Source organism: Enterococcus sp. DIV1067f, assembly GCF_050543505.1.
Classification (GTDB): Bacteria; Bacillota; Bacilli; order Lactobacillales; family Enterococcaceae; genus Enterococcus_D; species Enterococcus_D entomosocium.
Genome location: NZ_CP172940.1, coordinates 1909681 through 1931850 on the forward strand (window position 1 = coordinate 1909681; position 22170 = coordinate 1931850).

Consider the following 22170-nt stretch of genomic DNA (forward strand, 5'->3'; position numbering starts at 1 on the left):
TTATTCACCTCCATAATAATAAAGAGGTTTAGGGGCATCGCTTGTTCCTAAGCTTTCCATCAATTGGATCACTCGTTCTGTATTTGATTCTTTTAGTCCTTGCAGTTCGGCTAAACTTGAACCTAACCAAGTAGAAGCAAATCCAGTAGATGAAACGTCATAGCTGAAAATCTCTGCATCTTCCAAGCCTAGATCTGCTTGCATTGCTGCTAATGTATCTTCAGGAAAACCGATTTCATCCACTAAGCCAACAGACACCGCTTGCTGACCATCATAGATGCGGCCATCAGCGATCTTTCTAACGGCTTCTTCTGTCATGCCGCGTCCTTCAGCCACAATTTTAACGAACCGACCATAAGCATTGTCGACATAGGTCTGCAAGACTTCTTTATCGGCTTCTGTTGGCTCTCTCGTTGCTGAACCTACATCTTTTAGTGCACCACTTTTATACGTATTGTCTTCGATCCCTAGCTTTTCGAATAAGCCGGCATAGTTGAGCCCCGACATGATCACTCCGATCGAACCGGTAATCGTTTCATCCGTTGCGAAAATTTTATCAGCACCTGCCGAAATATAATAACCGCCACTGGCTGCCATGTTTTTCATACTGACATACATCGGAATCCCTAACTCTTTGATTTTTGCTAATTCACGAGCAATCTCGGCACTTTCATAGACGCCGCCTCCTGGGGTATTGACTTCCATCAAGATGCCCCCAATAGTTGGATCTTCTTGGATCATCCGTAGTTCTTCTAAAAATCGCTGATGATCATAAGATTCTGTTGTGAATAAGCCGCCACTGGAGCTGCTGGCGATCGTTCCTTCTAAAGATAAGCGAACAATGCGATTGTCTTGATCTCCGGCAACTAACGTTGTCTCTTCGATCGCATTACTTCCGTAGAACAAAGCATTTAACCCTTGCAGCGTTTGAGTTTCCTCTTGCTCTGGACGATTTGTGATTACTGAAAAAACCCCCGAGCAGATAAATAACCCTGCTGCGATCGCCGCTGCGATCCATCTTCTTTTATTCATTTTCCCACCTAACTTTTCACCTTTCCCATAATTTAGTATAGATTTTTGATGACGATCACTGCTTCTTCGTCTCCAACCGCATCAAATTTCTCGCTTTTTTCAGCTAAGACGTAGCCGCCAAAAAATTCCTTTGTTAGTTCATCCTGGACTTTGAATGTTTGCGCGGTTTCCACGGTGACTGATCCGGGTAAAATTTCTTGCAAGCTGTCCCAGCCCGTATCCAACATGACCTTTGTTTCATCTGTGACATTAGGATCTTTTTCTATCGCAGCTACTATTTTCTTTAGCTCTGAAAAAGTCATACAATTTACAAATTCTGGCATTTCATTCCCTCACTTTCTTACTTTTTTATTGTAGCGAACTTAAAAAAAAAAGCATAGCTTTATGAGGAAATTTCTTAGGAATCTTATTCGACAAAGCTATGTCAGCTGTTTTGATTCCCTTTAGACTGGTTCAAATCAACCTTACCAATAACTATACCAATTATTTTCATATAACTTACAGTTGACAGAAACAGGAATAAATATTATGATATTGCTTGTATTTCTATAAAATATCTCACAAGGAGGATAGATAGACCAATATGGATAGCGCCTGATCTGGAAACAGATGACGAGGAAAGAGTTTATCGAAACATTCGGCGGATGACTCTAGGGACTGCACTCTACAGGCAAGAACAAATCTCATCGTAAGATGATGACAAAGACTTGCTGCGCAGATAGAAATACATAATGCCAAACTAAATTTTTTGAAAGTAGGATTATCATTATGTGTGGAATTGTAGGAATCGTAGGAAAATCAAATGCAGAACGAATTATTTTAAACGGATTGGAACGCTTAGAGTATCGGGGCTATGACTCAGCAGGCCTTTATGTCGCTGATCGGACTTCGGATCATTTAGTGAAAGCCCAAGGAAGAATCAAAAACTTGGAAGAAAAAGTGACTTCTGAAGTAACAGGAACGATCGGTATCGGACATACCCGTTGGGCGACCCATGGCAAGCCATCAGAAATGAATGCTCATCCTCACACTTCGGCAAACCAAGCACTCGTTTTGGTTCATAATGGTGTGATCGAAAACTTTGAAGAGCTTCATCAAGAATATTTAAGCAACCACCAGTTTGAAGGTCAAACAGATACCGAAATCGTTGTTCATTTGATTGAAGTGTTGAAAGAGCAAGACAACAGCACGACCAAAGCGGCCTTTAAAAAAGCTTTGTCCTTGATTCGCGGCTCTTATGCCTTTGCTTTAGTAGAAAAAAAAGATCCAGAAACCATTTATGTTGCTAAAAATAAAAGTCCCTTATTGATCGGTTTGGGAGATGGATTTAATGTCATTTGCAGCGATGCCTTAGCAATGCTCGATCAAACGACTCATTTTGTTGAGATCGAAGATGGCGAAATGGTGACCGTAACAGCCGATGCGATCGAAATCGAAGATCCAAAAGGAAACCTTGTGTACCGTGAATCTTATGAAGCACAACTAGATCTGACTGACATCGAAAAAGGAACGTACCCTTACTACATGTTAAAAGAAATCGATGATCAACCAACCGTGATGCGCCGCTTGATCCAAGAATATCAAGGAGAATCCGGTGAAGTAGTAATCGATCCAGAGTTAAAAAACGAACTTTTTGCTAGCGATCGAATCTACATCATCGCATGTGGTACCAGTAATCATGCTGGTTGGGCAGCAAAATCCATTTTAGAAAAGCTAACACAGATCCCTGTTGAGGTTCACTTATCTAGTGAGTTTGGCTACAACATGCCATTCTTGTCAGCAAAACCCTTCTTCTTGTTCTTATCACAAAGTGGTGAAACGGCAGATAGCCGTCAAGTATTAGTGACGATCAACCAGTTAGGTCTTCCTAGTCTCACGATTACCAATGTTGCTGGTTCTACTCTTTCTCGAGAAGCGAACCATACCTTATTGCTTCATGCTGGTCCAGAAATCGCCGTTGCCTCTACAAAAGCATATACCGGACAGATCGCTGTCATGACCTTATTAGCAAAAGCCATTGGTGATGAAAAAGCTGTCCCTGAAGCATTGGATTTTGACGTGTTCCATGAACTAAGCATCGTTGCTTCTGCAATGGAGGCTTTAGTGGATGAAAAAGCTGTTATCAGTCAATTTGCTGAAGATTTTCTTTCCGAAACCCGTAATGCATTTTACATTGGTCGTGGGAATGATTACTATGTATCAATGGAAGCGGCATTGAAATTAAAAGAAATTTCTTATATCCAAGCGGAAGGCTTTGCGGCTGGTGAATTAAAACACGGCACCATCGCGTTGATCGAAGAAGGTACACCAGTGATCGGTGTGATCACGGAAGAAGTGACTGGCTCTCATACGCGGGGCAATTTGAAAGAAGTCGAATCTCGTGGGGCTCACACCCTTGTGATCGTTAGTCAAGAGTTAGCAAAAGCGACTGATCAAATCATTTTGCCAAATGTTCATCCATTGGTAACCAGCTTAGTGGCAGTCGTTCCAACACAGCTGCTGGCTTACTTCGCCACTTTACAACGCGGATTCGATGTTGATAAACCAAGAAACTTAGCAAAATCCGTTACCGTTGAATAGTTTTTAAAAAAACTGAAACCGAATTGATTATCTTCTGTTTAATAAAAAGAACTCCTCGTTCGATGACTCGATCGTTCCTAGGGGTTCTTTTTTCTTGTTTTATGCACAACAAATCCGAAAAGACTTTTAAAAGCAACTATACTTCGCAAGGCTTGCCCACGGCGTGTTCCCTTTTAAGCGTTGTCGACAAATTCGTTGACAAGTTTCTCTAGTTCGCAAGTTGGCTTCTTGCTGGTAAGTAGACAAAAAAGACGAACAAAGAATATCTTTGATCGTCTTACTTCTTCATTTATTCCGCACCGATTTCTTCTCGAACGACCGCTGCGATTTTTTCAACATAGTAATCGACTTTTTCAATGGTTGGTGCTTCTGCCATCACCCGAAGCAATGGTTCTGTTCCTGAAGGACGAACCAAGATACGGCCTTCGCCGTTCATTTCTGCTTCTGTCTCTTCCACGATTTTACGGATAGCTGGAACATCCATCGCACCATTTTTATCTGTCACTCGAATGTTGACAAGTTTTTGTGGATAGATCGTTACCTCTCCTGCTAATTCCGACAGTTTCTTGCCCGTTTGTTTCATGATATTCAATAGTTGAATTCCTGATAGTAAACCGTCACCTGTCGTATTGAAATCCAAGAAAATCATATGCCCTGATTGCTCGCCACCGAAATTATAATCGTTTTTACGCATTTCTTCTACGACATAACGGTCACCGACTTGTGTGATCACATCTTTCAGACCAATTGCTTCCACTGCTTTGTGGAACCCTAAATTGCTCATGACTGTTGTAACGATCGTTCCTTGGTTCAAGCGTTTTTGTTCTGCTAAATATTTTGCACAGATATACATGATCTTATCGCCATCAACGATATTTCCTAGTTCATCAACTGCGATGACCCGATCGCCATCTCCATCAAATGCAAGACCAACATCGGCCCCTTTTTCAACGACGAATTCGGCTAATGTTTCGGGGTGAGTCGAACCAACACCATCATTGATGTTCAACCCATCTGGGGAAGTCCCCATTGTGAAGAATTCTGTTTCTAGATCGGCAAACAAACGATTAACGCTTGTAGCTGTTGCGCCATTTGCTGCATCGACACAAACCGTGATCCCTTCTAAATCGTCAGGAATCGTTTGACGTAGAAATTGAGAGTATTTCAATAACCCTTCTGGGAACTCATCCACCGTTCCTAAGCCATCGGCAGAAGGTCGAGGAAGTGTATCTTCCGGCGCATCAAGCAATGCTTCAATTTCAGCTTCTTGTTCATCGACTAATTTAAAGCCATCATTTCCGAAGAACTTGATCCCATTGTCTTGTGCAGGATTGTGAGAGGCAGAGATCATCACACCTGCGCTTGCTTTTTGTACTTTCGTCAAGTATGCCACTCCTGGTGTGGAAATAACGCCTAATTGAAATACCTCGATCCCAACGGATAACAAACCAGCAATCAATGCGCTTTCTAGCATTTGTCCAGAAATTCGTGTGTCTCGCCCAACCAATACGCGAGGACGACGGTCCCCGGTTTCATGTTGACTTAGTACATAGCCGCCGTAACGCCCCAATTTAAATGCTAACTCAGGTGTCAATTCCTTGTTAGCTTCTCCTCTAACACCATCAGTACCAAAATATTTTCCCATTTTAATAACCTCTCTTATTCATTCTCTACAGTCAAACGACTAAGAACTACTTGTCGTCGTGCTGCTTGCGGAATTCTCTGTTTGTTCGTTCGTCGTGTCGTCTGTTGAAGAGTTGTCTTGAGAATTCTCACTATTCACTGCTTCATTGCTATCATTGTTTGATTGATTCTCCGTAGTAGCTTCTGCAACCGGTGTGATTTGGATCGTCACGACCGTTGGATTGATTGTTGTCCCCTCAGGCACTGGAATGGTTACTGTCCGTTCCGTCGTTGTCGTGATCTCACTAACGTCCACCGGCACACCGATCTGTTGGGTTTCATCCAAGATACTTTGTGGTCCTGTCAGAACGGCACTGATACTGCTCATGCGATAAATGTAATGGGAGATCCCGTCTGGAGTTGTCCCTTGTTGTGTAACAAACAATTCAATTTCTTTGCTTGGAGCCTCCATCACCAATGCAACATCTACCGAATCAGGATCCGCGATGATCGCTAATGGATTGTTGTCGCTATCCCAGGCTTCGATGGTTCCATTGACAGTGATCGAATCCCCAGTGATATCATCTGGATTTACGATCGCTACCACTCGGTCGATTTCAGCTAATGTTTGATCGCCAGTTGTGATTTCTACTTTCTGCGGATCGACACTCATTGAATCGACGCCGTAACCACTCGTTGCTCCGTCAGTGGAGATGACGGGTTCAACGGTAAACGTTTGGGTCACTTTTTTCTCGATCGTCACAGTGACTGTTTTTGGTTCGATTTCAGCTGTGACGCTTGAACTAAGATTTTTTACTTCTAAAGGGACCTCATGGGTTCCTTCATCGAGCCCAGTCAAATCAGCTACGACTCGAAAGCTCCGTGTTTCCTCACTACGTTCTGCATTCAATTGTACACGATTTCGACTAGATAAAGTCACATCCACTGTTGTTTCAAATCCTTGGATGAAGTATTCATCCGTGTCGTAGGTGGTCTGAATCGGTACATTTTCGATCTCTTCCTCATAAGGATTTGATGTTCCCGCAAGATTGACTTGCAGGCTTGATCCGCTGGCGATGAAAAACAAAACCAGACTAAAGAACAGCGCTAGTATACCATAAAATACGTTTTGACGACGCTCTTTCTTGATCATTTTCTTCCTCCTTTGTTGACCCCTTCAAAGAAAGATTGCAGCAAGTTGCGTTTGCCAGGTTTTTCTTCCGGAACTAATTCGCGATTCAACACGTCGAGATACTCTTGGCGAGAAAGTTCAGTCAGCATGCGATTATTTAGCGTAATACTAACGTCGCCGGTTTCTTCTGAGACGATAATGGTCAATGCGTCACTGACTTCTGATATCCCAACAGCTGCTCTATGACGTGTCCCGAATTCTTTCGGAATCAGTGGACTTTCTGACAATGGCAAGTAGGCACTAGCAACAGCGATCTTATCATCTCTTAAAATGACTGCACCATCATGCAGCGGTGTATTAGGAATAAAAATATTGATCAGTAGTTCGCCCGTCACATCCGCATCTAAGGGAATCCCAGTTTCGATGTATTCTTCTAAACCAGTCGTCCGCTCGATCGTGATCAATGCACCGATCTTTCGTTTTGCCATATATTGAACAGCTTTGTCCAATGCTTGGACCAAAACTTCATCCCGCCGTTTTTCGTTTTTAGAAGTCTTGAAGAAGGAGCTGCGTCCAAGATGCTCTAGCCCTCGTCGAATTTCTGGTTGGAAAATAACAATTGCGGCGATCACCCCATAAGTAATGACTTGATCCATCAACCAAGATAGCGTCTTTAATCCTACGATACCAGCCAAAAACCTTAGAACAATGAACAGTCCGACTCCTTTGAACAACTGGATCGCTTTTGTCCCTCGCACAAGCTGGATAAGCTTATAAACCAAGTACCAAACAACGATCACATCTAAAACATTTACTAAAAAAGACCAAGAAAATATATCAAATGAGAGCAATTCTCTCCAATAATCTAAATTAAAAAAATCCCTGAAATTTATCAACATAAACAGCCTTCCTTTATTCTTAAGACTTCAGATAATAGTATAACATAGGACCTCTTCAAAGATTTGAAAAAAAACAAATTTATGAAAAAGTTTTGAAAAAATAAACAGCTCTTTTATTTAGTTTACCATTATCATGAAATCATTGTTTGTCAAAGGTCTTAGAAGATTTCATCTAAAAGAGCTTCTTGCATGCATTTCATAGGAAAAACAACAAACGACCCTGAAAAAACGTGATAAAGCGTTTTTCCAGGGTCGTTCCTCAGCTAGCGATTATTCTTGCTGACGACGTTTTGCGCGCGCTGCACGCCGTGCTGCTCTTTCAGCGAGCTGTTCTTCGCTTAACGGCTGTTTTTCTCTTCGCACACGCTCCGTTTTTACTGCCATTGGTTGTTCTGTATCAGTACTTACATTTTTTTCAAGCTTTGCTCGAATTTTTTCTTCTTGACTTGCTAAGCGGGCATAGTTATAGAAACGAGTTTTCGCATCTGAAACGGTTTTTTTAAACAAGGCTTGCGCCGCATTGGGATTGGCAGACTGCAAGGAAGCAAATCGGACTTGGGTCTGCATAAAGGCAGGCATTTGATCAAATGCTGGCTTTTTGAAATCGAGCGTCATTGGCTGTTTCCCATTTTCTGCCAACAGCGGGTTATAGCGGTAGAGACTCCAATACCCTGATGCAACTGCTTCTTGCGCTTCTTTCAAGGATTGACGCATTCCGCCAGCAAGACCGTGAGTGATACATGGCGTATAGGCAATGATGATTGACGGTCCCGGGAACCGCTCGGCTTCTTCAAAGGCTTTGATCGTTTGCATTTGATTAGCACCAGATGCGATTTGTGCGACGTAGACATGTCCGTAGGTCATCGCCATCATTCCTAAATCTTTTTTGGAAACAAACTTGCCACTAGCAGCGAATTTAGCAATAGCCGAAGTTGGTGTCGCTTTGGAGACTTGCCCCCCCGTATTGGAATAAACTTCATTATCTAACACAAGAATATTGACATCTGCACCAGAAGCGAGAACATGGTCGATACCGCCAAACCCAATATCATATGCCCAGCCATCGCCACCTATCATCCATTGGCTTGGCTTAACAAACAAATCTTTTTCCTGCAGAATTTTGTTCAGCTGAGGTGTCGTGGAAGCCTCAGCTTCTAAGGCGGCGATCAATTTTGCTGCTCGCTGCTGTGTCCCCGCACTTTCTTCTCGATGAAGGTCCCAATCATCAATCAAAGCCTGCAATTCTTCTGATACAGCGGCTTTCAATGACTGCAACTGGGCTGCTAATTTCTCCCGTCGGGTTTGATTGGCTAAGAACATGCCATAGCCATATTCGGCATTGTCTTCAAACAGCGAGTTTGACCAAGCTGGACCCTGTCCTAAGTGATTGGTTGTATAAGGGGATACTGGTGAGGTTCCACCCCAAATCGAAGAGCAGCCGGTCGCATTGGCGATCATCATGCGATCACCAAACATTTGGGTCAGAAGTTTGACATAAGGGGTTTCCCCACAGCCCGCACAAGCACCAGAGAACTCCAATAAGGGCTTATTGAATTGGGAGCCCAAAACAGTTCCTGGTTTTGCTGGATTTTCCTTTTGGCGTAAAGTCATCGCAAAAGCCCAATTTAAAGCTTGCTCTTTTTGTTCTTCGTAAGGACGCATCGTCAAGGCTTTCCCTTTGGCGGGACATGCCTCCACACAAAGGCCGCAACCTGTACAATCTTCAACGGAAACTTGAATTCGATATTTTTGGCCGTTCGCTCCTCGCATCTCTCTGACGATAAAGCCTTTCGGTGCTTCGGTTAATTCATCTTCATCTGCCAAAAACGGGCGGATCGCCGCATGAGGACAGACGAAGGCACACTCATTGCACATGGTACAGCGATCTGATAGCCACTCGGGCACTTCAACAGCGATGCCCCGCTTCTCAACCGCTGTTGTCCCGACAGGGATCACCCCTTCAGTCATTTGGTTCCTTACGAGGGTGCCGACGGATAGTTGATTGCCTTCTTGACGGTTGATGGGTTCCACAATTTCCCGCACAAATTGTGTCATAGCAGTGGATGTCCTTTCCGGCACTTCGATTGTTGCCCACTCGCTTGGAACAGGGATTTCTTGTAATAATTCGATGGTGCGATCAATGGCTGCTTGGTTCTTTTCAACGATCGCCATCGATTTGTGCCGATAACTTTTCAGCGCCTCTTCTTTTAAAATCGGCAAGATTTCCTCGGTCGGAATGATGTTTGCCAAGTAAAAGAAGGCTGTTTCCATCGCGGTATTGATCCGCCCACCTAAGCCAACTTCCATTGCCAACTGCATGGCGTTGATGGTATAAAAACGGATCTCGTTTTCAGCAAGATAACGTTTCATCTTCTTCGGTAGATTATTTAAAATTTGCTCTTGTGACCAGGTCGTATTTAATAAAAAGGTTCCGCCTTTTTTGAGTCCTTTCAGCAAATCATACGTATGCAAATACGCAGGCGTATGACATGCAACGAAATCCGCGTGTTCGATCAGATAGGTAGAACGAATGGGGGTATCCCCAAATCGCAGATGGGAAACCGTTAGACCACCAGATTTTTTCGAATCATAGTGGAAATAGCCTTGCACATATTTTTCGGTATGATCACCGATGATTTTGATTGCTGACTTATTCGCCCCAACGGTCCCATCAGAGCCGAATCCCCAGAATTTCGCTTGGAAGGTGGATGGATCAGTTAGATCTAGCGTGCCTTTTGAGGGCAACGACAATTGCGTCACATCATCCGTGATCCCAATGGTGAAGCGTTTCTTTTGGCTCGCTTTTGGCTTAATCAATTCGTCATAAACGGCAACGATTTGATCAGGCGTTACATCTTTTGACCCAAGACCATAGCGTCCACCAATGATCGTCGGCCGAATCGCTGCATCATACATGGCACTTTGCACATCCAAAAGCAAAGACTCTCCGTTGGCACCAGGTTCTTTGCTGCGATCCAATACAGCGATACTTTTGACGGTAGCAGGCATTTTTTCTAAGAAGACTTCTAATGGGAATGGTCGATACAGATGGATCGACAAGACTCCCACCTTGCGTCCAGAAGCGCACAAATGATCCACCGTTTGCTGGATCGTTTGCGTCGAGGACCCCATCGAAACGATAACTTCTTCGGCGTCCGCAGCACCATAATAATCCACTAAATCATAGTTGGTTCCTCTTAAAGCATTGATTTTCTTCATGTAAAAACGAACGATCTCAGGCAATGTTTGATAGTGCTGATTGATCGTTTCCCGCTGTTGAAAATGGATATCAGGATTTTGATTCGTCCCACTCGTTGTTGGGTGATTCGGATTCATCGCTTTTTGACGAAAAGCAGCCAACTTTTCATGATTAACCAGTTGTGCGAGTTCTTCATAGTCCAGCACCTCGATTTTTTGAATCTCGTGACTGGTTCGGAAACCATCAAAAAAGTTTAAAAATGGAATGTTGGCTTCAATTGCTGCTAAATGAGCGACTGGCGCTAAATCCATTACTTCTTGAACACTGCTTTCCGCTAGCATAGCAAAGCCTGTTTGTCGAGTGGCCATTACGTCGGTATGATCTCCGAAAATATTCAAGGCATTGGTTGTTACTGCTCGGCTGGCGACATGAAAGACGCCTGGCAGCATTTCCCCAGCAATCTTGTACATATTTGGTACCATTAACAAAAGTCCCTGAGATGCCGTATAGGTCGTCGTTAAGGCGCCGGTTTTTAATGAGCCGTGAACCACACCCGCCGCCCCTGCTTCAGATTGCATTTCAACCACTTTCACCGGCTGCCCAAAAAGATTATGCTTTCCCTGAGCAGACCACTGATCCACTAATTCAGCCATGGTTGAACTAGGGGTTATCGGATAGATCGCCGCAAGTTCCGTAAAGGCATAGGAAATATAGGCAGCTGCCGTATTGCCATCCATTGTTTTTCTTTTTCTCATCTATATAACTTCCTTTAATCATCATTTTGCACAATAAAACACAATTCATTATAGCTGAAAATCAAGGAATATAAAAGCACCGGCTGGGTAATTTTCTTTATTTCGTGAAACGAAATACATAGTATTTAGCTAATTTCCCTCCTCATTTCACAGACTCGGATCAAAATACCTGAGGCTTTTCTTTCAGTAGAAACTTCGGTAAACTAAAAGAAAAAGGAGGAATCTTAATGGATATTTCAATCATCAAAGCACAAGAAACAAATGCGGTAACAGGGATACATATCGGAGACCCTTCCGCTAAACCGATCGTCGAATTTATGAATTTGCGTTGTCCTTATTGTCGGCAATGGTTTGAGGAATCGTTACCGACCTTAAGTGAAGCTGTCACAGCTGGGAAACTACGCCGTGTCATCAAATTATTCGACAAAGAAAAAGAATCATTGCAACGAGGCAATGTGATGCATCGGTTTGTTTCCAGTACAGATCCTCAGGCAACGATCGCTGAGATTACAAAAATTTATCAAACACAAGACGAATGGGGTCGTCTATCTTTAAATGAAGTGGCAGAATATGCGAAAAATACCTTAGGGCTATCTGAACAAAATCATCCTGCGATCGCCGGAGAAATTGTGGAAGAAGCGAAAAACGCCAACATTCAATTTGTGCCAACGATTATCTTAAATGGGCACATTTTTGATGAATCGATCACTGCTGAGGAATTAACTGCATTGATCAATGAGTAACCACAAATAAAAGGGCAGGAGCAGATTTGACGCGAACATCCACGTCAAATCTGCTCCTGCTCTTTTGATTCATTTTTATTCCATTCGACTAGCTGACTTGTTCACGAAGATGATCGGCAAATTCGTTGATTTTTCGAATGCGATGATTGATCCCTGATTTCGAGATCGCTCCTGATGGAATCATTTCTCCTAGCTCTTTCAAGCTGACCTCGGGATGTTCCAAACGTAATTCGGCGATTTCTTGTAGCTTTTCAGGTAGAGCTTGCAAGCCAACTCGATCTTGAATAAACTCGATATTGTCGATCTGCTTCGAAGCAGCATCGATCGTTTTGTTCATATTGGCGGTTTCACAATTCACCAAACGGTTGACTGAGTTACGCATGTCTCGCACGATCCGCACGTCCTCGAATTTCAACATGGAATTGGTGGCGCCGATCAGTGTCAAAAAATCAGCGATTTTCTCAGCGCCTTTCAAGTAAGAAATATACCCATTTCTACGTTCTAATGCACGGGCATTCAAACCATATGCGTTTAGCATATCGCAAATATCTTGGTTATGCTCCTCGTAGATGGAATAAATCTCTAAGTGATAGCGGCTAGTTTCTGGATTGTTGATCGATCCTGATGCCATGAAAGCCCCTCGTAAATAGGAACGCATTTTTTGAGTATTGCCCATGATCTCATCAGAAACATGGCTTTGAAACATCAGCCCGTCCATGATATCTAAGTCCAAAAGCACGCGCTTTGTCTCTTGCTTCAAACGAACGATGTAGACGTTGTTCTTTTTTAATTTCATTTTGCGACGGACCAGCAACTCGCTGCGCACGTCGTAATGATCTTTTAGTAAAGAGTAAATACGTCTGGCAATCGCCGCGTTTTCTGTTTGAACGTTTAAAACAAATTGCTGGTTGTTGATACTTAATGACCCATTCATCCGAATCAAAGCTGCCAGTTCTGCCTTGGCATGTTCGCGATGAACTTCTAATGCAGTCAATTCTTTTTTTACTTCTGCTGCAAAGGACATAAAAAAATCCCTCCTTTCTTAGATTTTGGCCCCGTAAACGATACGTAGAAGTTCTTCAATCACTTTATCTCCGTCATGAAAAACTCCGCCATCTCTAAGCTCCAGAAAGTCAGCTGAAATGACACGGCTGGCTTCTTCTCGCAGTCCTTGGAAATCGTGTTTCACTTGTACAAGATATTCATCATAAATCTCTGGGTCCATATATCCTTCTGGAACTTTCTCGGTGTTGACTAACACCGTATCAATAAAGGGTTTGCCTAAATGCTTATGCAAGACTCTCACATGGTCGGCATCACTAAAGTGTTCGGTTTCACCTTTTTGGGTCATGATATTACAAATATAAACCGTTTCAGCTTGTGTTTCCAACATTGCTTGGCCGATCTCGCTGATCATGAGATTGGGCAAAATACTAGTAAAGAGACTACCAGGACCCAAGACGATCATATCTGCCTCCATAATTGATGAAACAACTTTACGAGCTGCTTTCGGCTCATCATTATTTTCTTGATTACGAACAAAGACCCGTTCGATCGTTTTGCGATCAACCGCGATTTTGGACTCGCCTACCGCTTCGGTGCCGTCTTTAAAAACAGCGTGCAACACCAATGGCAGATCTGAGGAAGGATATACTCGTCCATCGATATGCATGATTTTCGACAAAATTTGAATGGCTTCATAGGTACTGCTACGCATTTCAGCAATCGCCGCAATAATCAAGTTCCCAAGGGCATGATTGGCTAAAAATTTGTCTTCCGCTTTAAAACGGTATTGAAAAATATCATTATACAATTGCGGCATATCAGATAGAGCCGCCAGAACATTGCGCAGATCCCCCGGTGGTGAAATAGAGGAAACCAAATTGCGGATCTCGCCGCTGCTACCGCCATCATCAGCGACCGTAACGATCGCTGTGATGTCGACACCTTGATTCCGCAAGCTCTTCAGGATGACTGGTAACCCAGTTCCGCCACCTACCACAACGATCTTCGGCTTTCTGATCCGGTACGTTTTCATTTTCATGAACGATTCACCGTCTCTTTGCGCTTATCTTTGTCGCGATGAGTAATATTGACGCGATAGTCTTCTGCCAAAACCGCACCGATGCGCTCCGATAATGCAACCGAACGGTGTTGACCCCCAGTACAGCCGATAGCCACCGTCAAGCTGCTTTTGCCTTCCTTGACATAGCCTGGCATGATCGTTTGCAACAGTGTACTAAATTGCTGATAGAATTCTTCCGTTTCTGGAAAAGACATGACGTAATCATACACGGGTTCATCTTTACCCGTTAAAGGACGCAACTCTGGAATGTAATGGGGATTCGGTAAGAAACGAACATCCATCACGATATCAGCATCGATCGGCAAGCCATACTTGAAGCCAAACGAAAGTATTTCAATACGAAACCCTGTCTCATGAGAAGCACGAAATTCTTGATTGATTTTTTCTCTCAGTTGCCGTGGGGTCAACGACGTTGTGTCGATAACAATACTGGCACGCGTCTTCAAATCGTTTAAGATCGCTCGCTCTTTGCGAATGCCTTCCGTAACTAAGCCATCCATCGCCAAAGGATGTGCTCTTCTCGTTTCTTTGTATCTTGACACCAATTCATTGTCCGATGCATCTAAAAAGAGCATCCGTGTGTCGATAAAATTCGTGTTTTCAATATCGATCAGCATACTTTGGATTTCTTCAAAAAACGATCTTGAACGCAGATCGACAACTAAGGCAATTTTTGTCACTTTTCCTGATTCTTTGATCAGTTCCCAAAATTTAGGGATCAAGCTTGGGGGCATATTGTCGATACAAAAGTACCCCATATCTTCAAAACTCTGGATAGCGACCGTTTTGCCGGCTCCGCTCATCCCAGTAATAATGACCAATTCTAAATGATCCACTTCAGTCATAGGTAAAACTCCTTTCTGAAACAACTCTATTATATCATGCCGGGCGTATCATTGGAACACCGGCATAAAAAAAGACGTTAGCTCAAAAAATGCCGCTAACGTCGCTATCAGCTTTAGATTGCTTGGCGATTTGCCAATGCTTTTTCAATCGTCCGATCAACTAAAATGGATTGGGCATCCACGACTGGATAAGGATTGTCAGTCACAAATTCATCCATCAAGGATAACTCGGTACATCCAAGTACTACGCTTTCACAGCCGATGCGTTCGGTGACTTCTTCCAGTATCTCAAAGTAAAGTTCTTGATCCAGATGATCATTTTCTTTGATTCGATCATAGATCAATGTATTGACCTTTTTTTGGATCGCTGGCTCTGGGAGATAGACATCAAGTCCCAACTGGCGCAATTCTTTCTCATAGATGCCGGCTTTGACACTGCCTTCTGTCCCAAGAAAGGCCACTTTTCCAGTGACGCCTTTTTCAAAAACGACTTTCGCTGCCTCACGAGGCATATGCAAAATCTCAATCTCAGTAGCCGCTTGCAACTCATCAAAAAAATAATGCGCTGTGTTACAAGTCAACACAATAAAATTTGGCTTTAATAAATTTTGTTTTTCGATGTCGTCCATTAAATAAGGAACAGGGTTTTCTAACGTATTGTCTAAAATATATGCCGTCCGATCCGGTACTGTCGCATGATTGAATAAAACATAGTTCAAGTAATCTTGGTCTTTATGGGTCTGTGTCCGTCGATTTAAAATGCGGACGAAACTTTCCGTCGCTAACGTTCCCATGCCGCCTAAAATACTAAAAAAATTCTCCATCTTCTAGCCTTCTTTCGTATGGAAATACGTTTTGAATCGTTTGTTGTATAGATGGAACATTCTCTTTAACAGAATCCAACGCTTCAGAGATAAGTCTTCTTTATAAAAGACGGTCGTTCCCCAGCGATTTTCTGCTAATAATTTTTTTGCTCGTTCTTTCGCAGGATTTTCTTTTGCATAAGTCAAGAAGATGTTTTTTGGTACCCCTAGCCATAATTTCGCTTCTGGCGCGTCAGCTTTGCCATAAACCGTTTCTGTATAAGGTTTTTCGAAGACTAAATCTTCAGTGATAAACTTTGCCAAATTCAATCCGCTTAAGGTAATAAAGAAACTGCTTCTTCCTTGGCGCAAGTTGATTTCAAATAGTTTATATTGCCCGTCTCGCGCATCATATTTCAAGTCAAAATTGGCAAATCCAACATACTCGATCTCTTTTAAAAACTTACGGATCATTTGATAAATTTGATCATTTTCGTCTGGAATGATCACTACGTAATTCCCAACAGCGCCAGGGGTTGGGTCTTCTAGTAAAGGATGACCTAAGCCCATCACGCGAACTTCGTGATTCTCATCAACATAGGCATTTAAAACCCGCATGTTGCTGTCATCACCGGGAATAAAATCTTGGACGATCATTTCATATTGATAACCCGCTTGATAAATGCGAGAAACGATTTCTTCAAATTCTATTCGATTATCAATAATAAAGGCTTTTTTGCGTCCTTCAAAATCAACTGACAGCCATGCTACACTATTTGCCGGTTTCAATGCCACAGGAAAATCAAAAGGCAGCTCTCCTTTGAACGTTCCTTCCGTCAACAGTTCAGGCGTTAAAATGAAGGTCTTAGGATAAGGCAAGCCATATTCCTCGCAGACTTCGTAAAAGCTTACTTTGTTGATCAACCTTTTTAGTAAAGAATAATCGTTAGCGATAAAGGTATAATAGGGCGCCAATTCTTCTTTATGCTTCGCCAACAGTTCCGCATAACCATCGCCGCAAGGAATCAACAAATATTTCATTGCAGGATCATTGTAAGTATTTTTTCCTAACTTGATCAACGTCTCAGTGAATCCGGGATCATGGTCAAAACCTTCCACTTGATTGATTTTTACAATTTTACTAAAGCGGGTTGGTGCAAGTTCGGCGCCTGCATAGGCAACTGATTGAATACCATATGCTTCGTGGAACGCTCTGGCCATACCATAAACATTCATATCACTTCCTAATAATATGGGAAGAAAATTTTCCTGACTCATCAAAAATCACTCTCTCTTTTGAATACGAAAAACGACCTCTCTCGTTTCGTTTGATTACAATAGCATTATAATACCACAAAGAAAAAAGCAATCAAAGTATCTATCTTTGATTGCTTTCTCCCACTTTGAACGGATAGAACTTATAGGCAGTTTATTCAATGCGAATATACGTATACCTATTGCTATTCTATCAAATAAAATTTTGATTTCAAGCCCTTATCATGAAATTTGCAGATATTTCACGCTTCCTTAAACTTTAGCGAAACCTATTGACAGACAAGTGAAAAAGTGAGTGCTTTTTCATCTGCTTAAAGGACTTTTTTCAAATAATGACCGGTGTAGCTGTCTGAAACCGCAGCAATTTCTTCTGGTGTACCAGTTGCAATGATCGTGCCACCGCCTTCGCCACCTTCTGGACCTAGGTCAATCACATGGTCCGCTGATTTGATGACATCCAAGTTGTGTTCGATCACTAAAACGGTGTTGCCAGCGTCGACAAATCGTTCCAAAACTTTCAACAAACGGGCAATATCATCCGTATGCAGACCAGTCGTCGGTTCATCTAAGATATAAAAACTCTTGCCATTGGAATTTTTGTGCAGTTCACTGGCAAGCTTCATCCGTTGCGCTTCCCCACCAGACAAAGTAGTCGCTGGTTGTCCCATAGTGACATAACCTAAACCGACATCGACGATCGTTTGCAATTTTCGATGGATTTTGGGAATATGTTGGAAAAATTCCACTGCATCTTCCACGGTCATATCTAAGATTTCCGAAATATTTTTTCCTTTGTAATGAACTTCTAACGTTTCTGAGTTATAACGTTTGCCATGACAAACCTCACAAGGTACGTAGACATCAGGTAAGAAGTGCATCTCGATCTTGATGATTCCGTCCCCTTTACATGCTTCACAGCGTCCACCTTTTACATTAAAACTAAAGCGGCCTTTTTTATAACCACGGACTTTCGCCTCATTGGTTTTAGCAAATAAATCACGAATGTCATCAAAGACACTGGTATACGTTGCCGGATTGCTTCGAGGTGTCCGACCAATCGGGCTCTGATCGATATCGATCAATTTCTCAATAGCTTCATAACCAGTAATGGTTTTAAAGCGGCCAGGTTTGTTCGAATTCCGATTGATTTTTTGCGCCAAGGATTTTTTCAAAATTTCATTGACTAATGTTGATTTACCAGAGCCAGAGACCCCTGTAACTGCGACGAACTTTCCTAATGGAAAATCGACCGAAATGTTTTTCAAGTTATTCTCAGAAGCACCGGTCACACGAATCTTTTCACCATTGCCTTTGCGGCGTTCCGTCGGTGTTGGGATTTCTCGTTTTCCAGATAAGTATTGACCTGTTAAAGAAGACTCATTGGCAGCGACTTCATCGGGAGTGCCTGCAGCGACGATCTCGCCACCTGCATGTCCTGCACCCGGACCGACATCGATCAAGTAGTCTGCTGCCCGCATCGTGTCTTCGTCATGCTCAACGACAATCAGGGTATTCCCGAGATCACGCATTTTCCGCAATGAATCTAGCAAGCGATCATTGTCTCGTTGGTGAAGACCGATCGATGGCTCATCAAGAATGTAAAGCACCCCAGACAAATTGGAGCCGATTTGTGTTGCCAAGCGAATTCGTTGCGCTTCCCCACCAGAGAGTGTGCCTGACGCACGACTCAAGGTCAAATAGTCCAATCCGACATTTTTTAAGAAGCTTAAACGATCATCGACTTCTTTCACGATCGGACGTGCAATCATTTGCTCTTGTTCCGTTAGTTTCAATTCTTCGACAAAGTTCAAGGCATTGTTGATCGCCATCTCACTCATTTCACCAATATGCTTCCCATTGACTTGCACGCACAGCGCTTGCGGGTTCAAGCGATAGCCATGACAGGTTTTACAAGTCAACTCTGTCATATACAAACGCATTTGATCACGGGTAAAATCAGAGTTGGTTTCATGATAACGGCGTTTGATATTTGGTAAGATCCCTTCAAAAGCGACCTCAACATCACGCACCCCACCAAAATCATTCTCATAATGGAAATGGAACATCTCCCCATTCGAACCATTCAGGATAATATCTCTGTGTTCTTCTGGCAATTCTTCAAATGGTGTGTCCATATCGATATTGAATTCTTGACAGGCTTGTTCCAGCATTTGCGGATAATATTGTGAACTGATTGGATTCCATGGCAATAGTGCGCCTTCACGCAACGTTTTGCTTTGATCGGGAATCACTAAGTCGACATCGACTTCTAGCTTCACGCCAAGACCATCACAGTCTGGACAAGCACCAAAAGGCGCATTGAATGAAAAGAGGCGTGGTTCTAATTCTCCAACCGTAAAACCGCAATAAGGACAAGAATAATGTTCACTGAAGAGCATTTCTTTTTGGCCGATCACATCGACTACCGCATAGCCGTCCGCTAACCGTAATGCCGCTTCAAAAGAATCAAACAGGCGTGAACGTATGCCTTCCTTCACAACAATCCGGTCGATGATGATGGCAATATCGTGCTTTTTATTTTTTTCTAATTCAGGCGCTTCAGAAACATCATAGACTTCACCGTCTACGCGCATCCTTACATAGCCTTCTCTTTGGATACGTTCGAAGACTTTTTTGTGCTGCCCTTTCTTTTGGTAAACGATCGGTGCCAACAATTGGATCTTGGTGCGTTCTGGTAATGCCAAAACTTCATCCACCATCTGCTCAACCGACTGACTAGTGATCTCGATGTGATCATTTGGACAAATCGGGTGACCGATTCTAGCGTAAAGAAGCCGCAGATAATCATTGATTTCAGTAACCGTCCCTACTGTTGATCGCGGGTTCTTGCTGGTGGTTTTTTGATCGATAGAAATCGCTGGACTAAGTCCATCAATGCTATCTACGTCTGGTTTATCCATTTGACCTAAAAACTGACGGGCATACGCCGATAGACTTTCTACATATCGGCGTTGTCCTTCGGCATACAACGTATCAAAAGCTAAGGAACTTTTCCCTGAACCCGAAAGACCAGTAACAACAACGAGTTGGTCTCTGGGAATTGTCACATCGATATTTTTTAAATTATGGGCCCGTGCCCCATGGATCACGATTTTATCATTTGCCATAGTGTTTCTCCTTCTAATCAGCAGCTTTTAGCTCAAGAATAGTATCTCTTAAGGTAGCAGCCGTTTCAAAATCCAATGCTTTCGCAGCATCTTTCATCTCTTTTTCTAGCTTCAACAACAAGGTTGCTTTTTCCTCACGACTCAGTTCTTCATAAGAAGTCGTGGTGTATTCACCGGTCTCTTCTGCCACTTTTGTGATCGCGATCAGATCGCGAATTTCTTTAATAATGGTTTTCGGTACGATCCCATGTTCTTCGTTGTAGGCTTCTTGGATACTTCGGCGTCGCGCCGTTTCATCGATCGCTCGCTGCATCGAATCAGTCATTTTATCAGCGTACATGATTACTTTTCCTTCAGAGTTTCGGGCTGCCCGTCCAATGGTTTGGACTAATGAGCGTTCGCTGCGCAGGAAGCCTTCCTTATCGGCATCAAGAATCGCAACCAGAGAAACTTCCGGCACGTCTAACCCTTCTCGCAGTAAGTTGATTCCGACCAGTACATCAAATTCACCGAGGCGCAGGTCTCGAATGATCTCTGTTCGTTCCAATGTTTTGATGTCACTGTGCAAGTATTTGACTTTGATCCCTAATTCTTTGAAGTAATCCGTCAAATCTTCAGACATTTTTTTCGTCAAGGTCGTCACAAAGACCCGTTCATTTCGCTCGACTCGCTCATTGATTTCTCCCACGAGGTCGTCAATTTGACCCATGATCGGTCGTACTTCGATCACCGGATCTAACAGACCAGTTGGTCGAATGATTTGTTGAACGACGGTATCGGTTTGATCGTATTCATAGGGTCCAGGTGTTGCTGACACATAGACGATTTGATTGACATGTTTCTCAAATTCTTCCAAGCGTAACGGACGGTTGTCCAGTGCAGAAGGCAAACGGAAGCCATAATCCACTAACATTTGTTTTCTAGCACGGTCACCATTATACATCCCACGAACTTGGGGCATCGTTACGTGTGATTCATCGATTACTAATAGAAAATCATCTGGGAAGAAATCCAATAACGTATAAGGCGGTTCCCCTTCTTTTCGTCCATCCATGTGGCGAGAGTAGTTTTCGATCCCTGAGGTATACCCCATTTCTCGCATCATTTCAATATCATAGTTGGTTCGCTGCTCTAAACGCTGTGCTTCCAGCAGCTTATTTTCTGCTCGCAAAACTTTCAGTCGTTCATCGAGTTCACTTTGGATTGAAGCGATCGCATGTTCCATATGGTCTTCATTGGTCACAAAGTGGGTTGCCGGAAAGATCGACACATGTTCGGTGTCACTCATGATCTCGCCCGTCAAGGCATCAACTTCACGAATCCGATCGATTTCATCGCCAAAAAACTCAATGCGCAACGCTCGCTCATCACGAGAAGCTGGGAAAATCTCCACAACATCGCCGCGCACGCGAAAACGCCCCCGTTGAAAATCGATGTCGTTTCGTTCAAATTGGATCTCGATTAATTCTTTTAATAGTTGATCCCGAGACTTTTCCATCCCTACTCGTAAAGAAACAACTTGTCTTGCATACTCGATCGGCGAACCTAAACCGAAAATACAAGAGACAGAAGCTACAACAATCACATCGTTTCTCTCTAATAAAGAACTTGTCGCCGAGTGACGGAGCTTATCGATTTCATCGTTGACACTGGAGTCTTTTTCGATGTATGTATCACTGGAAGGAACATACGCTTCTGGTTGATAGTAATCATAGTAACTGACAAAGTACTCGACTGCATTATTTGGGAAGAAGTCCTTGAACTCGCCATATAATTGTCCAGCCAGTGTTTTATTATGGGCAATGATCAATGTCGGTTTATTGACTTCCTTGATTAGATTAGAAATCGTATAAGTCTTACCGGTCCCAGTGGCTCCTAACAAAATCTGTGCTTTTTTTCCACCGACCACCCCGTCAACCAATTGATGGATCGCTTCTGGTTGATCCCCAGCTGGTTGATATTTTGATACTAAGTCAAATTCATGGGAAGTTGTTCTTTCGATCATCTTCATTCCCCCTCGATTATTCTAAACGACAACAAAAAAAGAAAAACTCGCTGCCGCTTTTCCAT

Annotated in this window: 15 protein-coding genes; 2 read left to right on the forward strand and 13 right to left on the reverse strand. The window is 43.0% G+C overall.

Annotation, left to right across the window (positions count from 1 at the left end):
- Together sppA and IGJ42_RS08895 are read right to left on the reverse strand one after the other, a co-directional pair.
- Window positions 1–1032: a signal peptide peptidase SppA gene (gene sppA / locus IGJ42_RS08890; protein ID WP_005235703.1), complete on the reverse strand. Its 1032-nt coding sequence runs from the start codon at window positions 1030–1032 to the stop codon at window positions 1–3.
- A gap of 32 nt (window positions 1033–1064) precedes the next feature.
- Window positions 1065–1355 carry a hypothetical protein gene (locus IGJ42_RS08895; RefSeq protein WP_005235701.1) on the reverse strand — a complete coding sequence of 97 codons (291 nt, stop codon included), beginning with the start codon at window positions 1353–1355 and terminating at the stop codon, window positions 1065–1067.
- A 445-nt stretch (window positions 1356–1800) separates the two neighbouring features.
- Here IGJ42_RS08895 and glmS point away from each other — a divergent pair, with 445 nt between their 5' ends.
- Entirely contained in the window at window positions 1801–3612 is a 1812-nt protein-coding gene (gene glmS, locus IGJ42_RS08900) for a glutamine--fructose-6-phosphate transaminase (isomerizing) (RefSeq protein ID WP_430615202.1), read from the forward strand.
- Window positions 3613–3901: 289 nt separating this feature from the next.
- Here glmS and glmM read toward each other — a convergent pair whose 3' ends face one another.
- From glmM to nifJ, 4 genes are all read right to left on the reverse strand, one after another.
- Window positions 3902–5257 (reverse strand): phosphoglucosamine mutase, encoded by a 1356-nt coding sequence (gene glmM, locus IGJ42_RS08905; protein ID WP_430615204.1) that lies wholly within the window; start codon window positions 5255–5257, stop codon window positions 3902–3904.
- 39 nt (window positions 5258–5296) lie between these two features.
- Complete coding sequence (locus IGJ42_RS08910; protein WP_016620048.1) at window positions 5297–6388, reverse strand: CdaR family protein; 1092 nt, start codon at window positions 6386–6388, stop codon at window positions 5297–5299.
- Window positions 6385–7266 (reverse strand): diadenylate cyclase CdaA, encoded by an 882-nt coding sequence (gene cdaA, locus IGJ42_RS08915; protein WP_005235688.1) that lies wholly within the window; start codon window positions 7264–7266, stop codon window positions 6385–6387. The genes IGJ42_RS08910 and cdaA overlap by 4 nt, the downstream gene beginning before the upstream one ends.
- A 270-nt stretch (window positions 7267–7536) precedes the next feature.
- Window positions 7537–11220, reverse strand: coding sequence for a pyruvate:ferredoxin (flavodoxin) oxidoreductase (gene nifJ / locus IGJ42_RS08920; RefSeq protein WP_430615206.1), 3684 nt, complete (start codon window positions 11218–11220; stop codon window positions 7537–7539).
- 227 nt (window positions 11221–11447) lie between these two features.
- Here nifJ and IGJ42_RS08925 point away from each other — a divergent pair, with 227 nt between their 5' ends.
- Window positions 11448–11963, forward strand: a complete 516-nt coding sequence (locus IGJ42_RS08925) for a DsbA family protein (protein WP_430615208.1) — start codon at window positions 11448–11450, stop codon at window positions 11961–11963.
- A gap of 88 nt (window positions 11964–12051) precedes the next feature.
- Here the strand turns inward: IGJ42_RS08925 and whiA are convergent, their stop codons facing one another.
- From whiA to uvrB, 7 genes are all read right to left on the reverse strand, one after another.
- Window positions 12052–12987 (reverse strand): DNA-binding protein WhiA, encoded by a 936-nt coding sequence (whiA, locus tag IGJ42_RS08930; RefSeq protein ID WP_005235679.1) that lies wholly within the window; start codon window positions 12985–12987, stop codon window positions 12052–12054.
- An 18-nt stretch (window positions 12988–13005) separates the two neighbouring features.
- Window positions 13006–14007: a gluconeogenesis factor YvcK family protein gene (locus tag IGJ42_RS08935; protein WP_008382192.1), complete on the reverse strand. Its 1002-nt coding sequence runs from the start codon at window positions 14005–14007 to the stop codon at window positions 13006–13008.
- On the reverse strand, window positions 14004–14894 hold the full coding sequence (rapZ, locus tag IGJ42_RS08940; protein WP_016611873.1) for an RNase adapter RapZ: 891 nt from the start codon (window positions 14892–14894) through the stop codon (window positions 14004–14006). Before rapZ ends, IGJ42_RS08935 begins: the two co-directional genes overlap by 4 nt.
- Before the next feature lie 113 nt (window positions 14895–15007).
- Window positions 15008–15718, reverse strand: coding sequence for an amino acid racemase (locus IGJ42_RS08945; RefSeq protein WP_005235674.1), 711 nt, complete (start codon window positions 15716–15718; stop codon window positions 15008–15010).
- 3 nt (window positions 15719–15721) lie between these two features.
- Window positions 15722–16975, reverse strand: a complete 1254-nt coding sequence (locus IGJ42_RS08950; RefSeq protein ID WP_016611874.1) for a hypothetical protein — start codon at window positions 16973–16975, stop codon at window positions 15722–15724.
- Window positions 16976–17283: 308 nt separating this feature from the next.
- Window positions 17284–20100 carry an excinuclease ABC subunit UvrA gene (gene uvrA, locus IGJ42_RS08955; protein WP_430615210.1) on the reverse strand — a complete coding sequence of 939 codons (2817 nt, stop codon included), beginning with the start codon at window positions 20098–20100 and terminating at the stop codon, window positions 17284–17286.
- 13 nt (window positions 20101–20113) lie between these two features.
- Window positions 20114–22105, reverse strand: a complete 1992-nt coding sequence (uvrB, locus tag IGJ42_RS08960) for an excinuclease ABC subunit UvrB (protein ID WP_008382187.1) — start codon at window positions 22103–22105, stop codon at window positions 20114–20116.
- Window positions 22106–22170 lie beyond the last annotated feature (65 nt).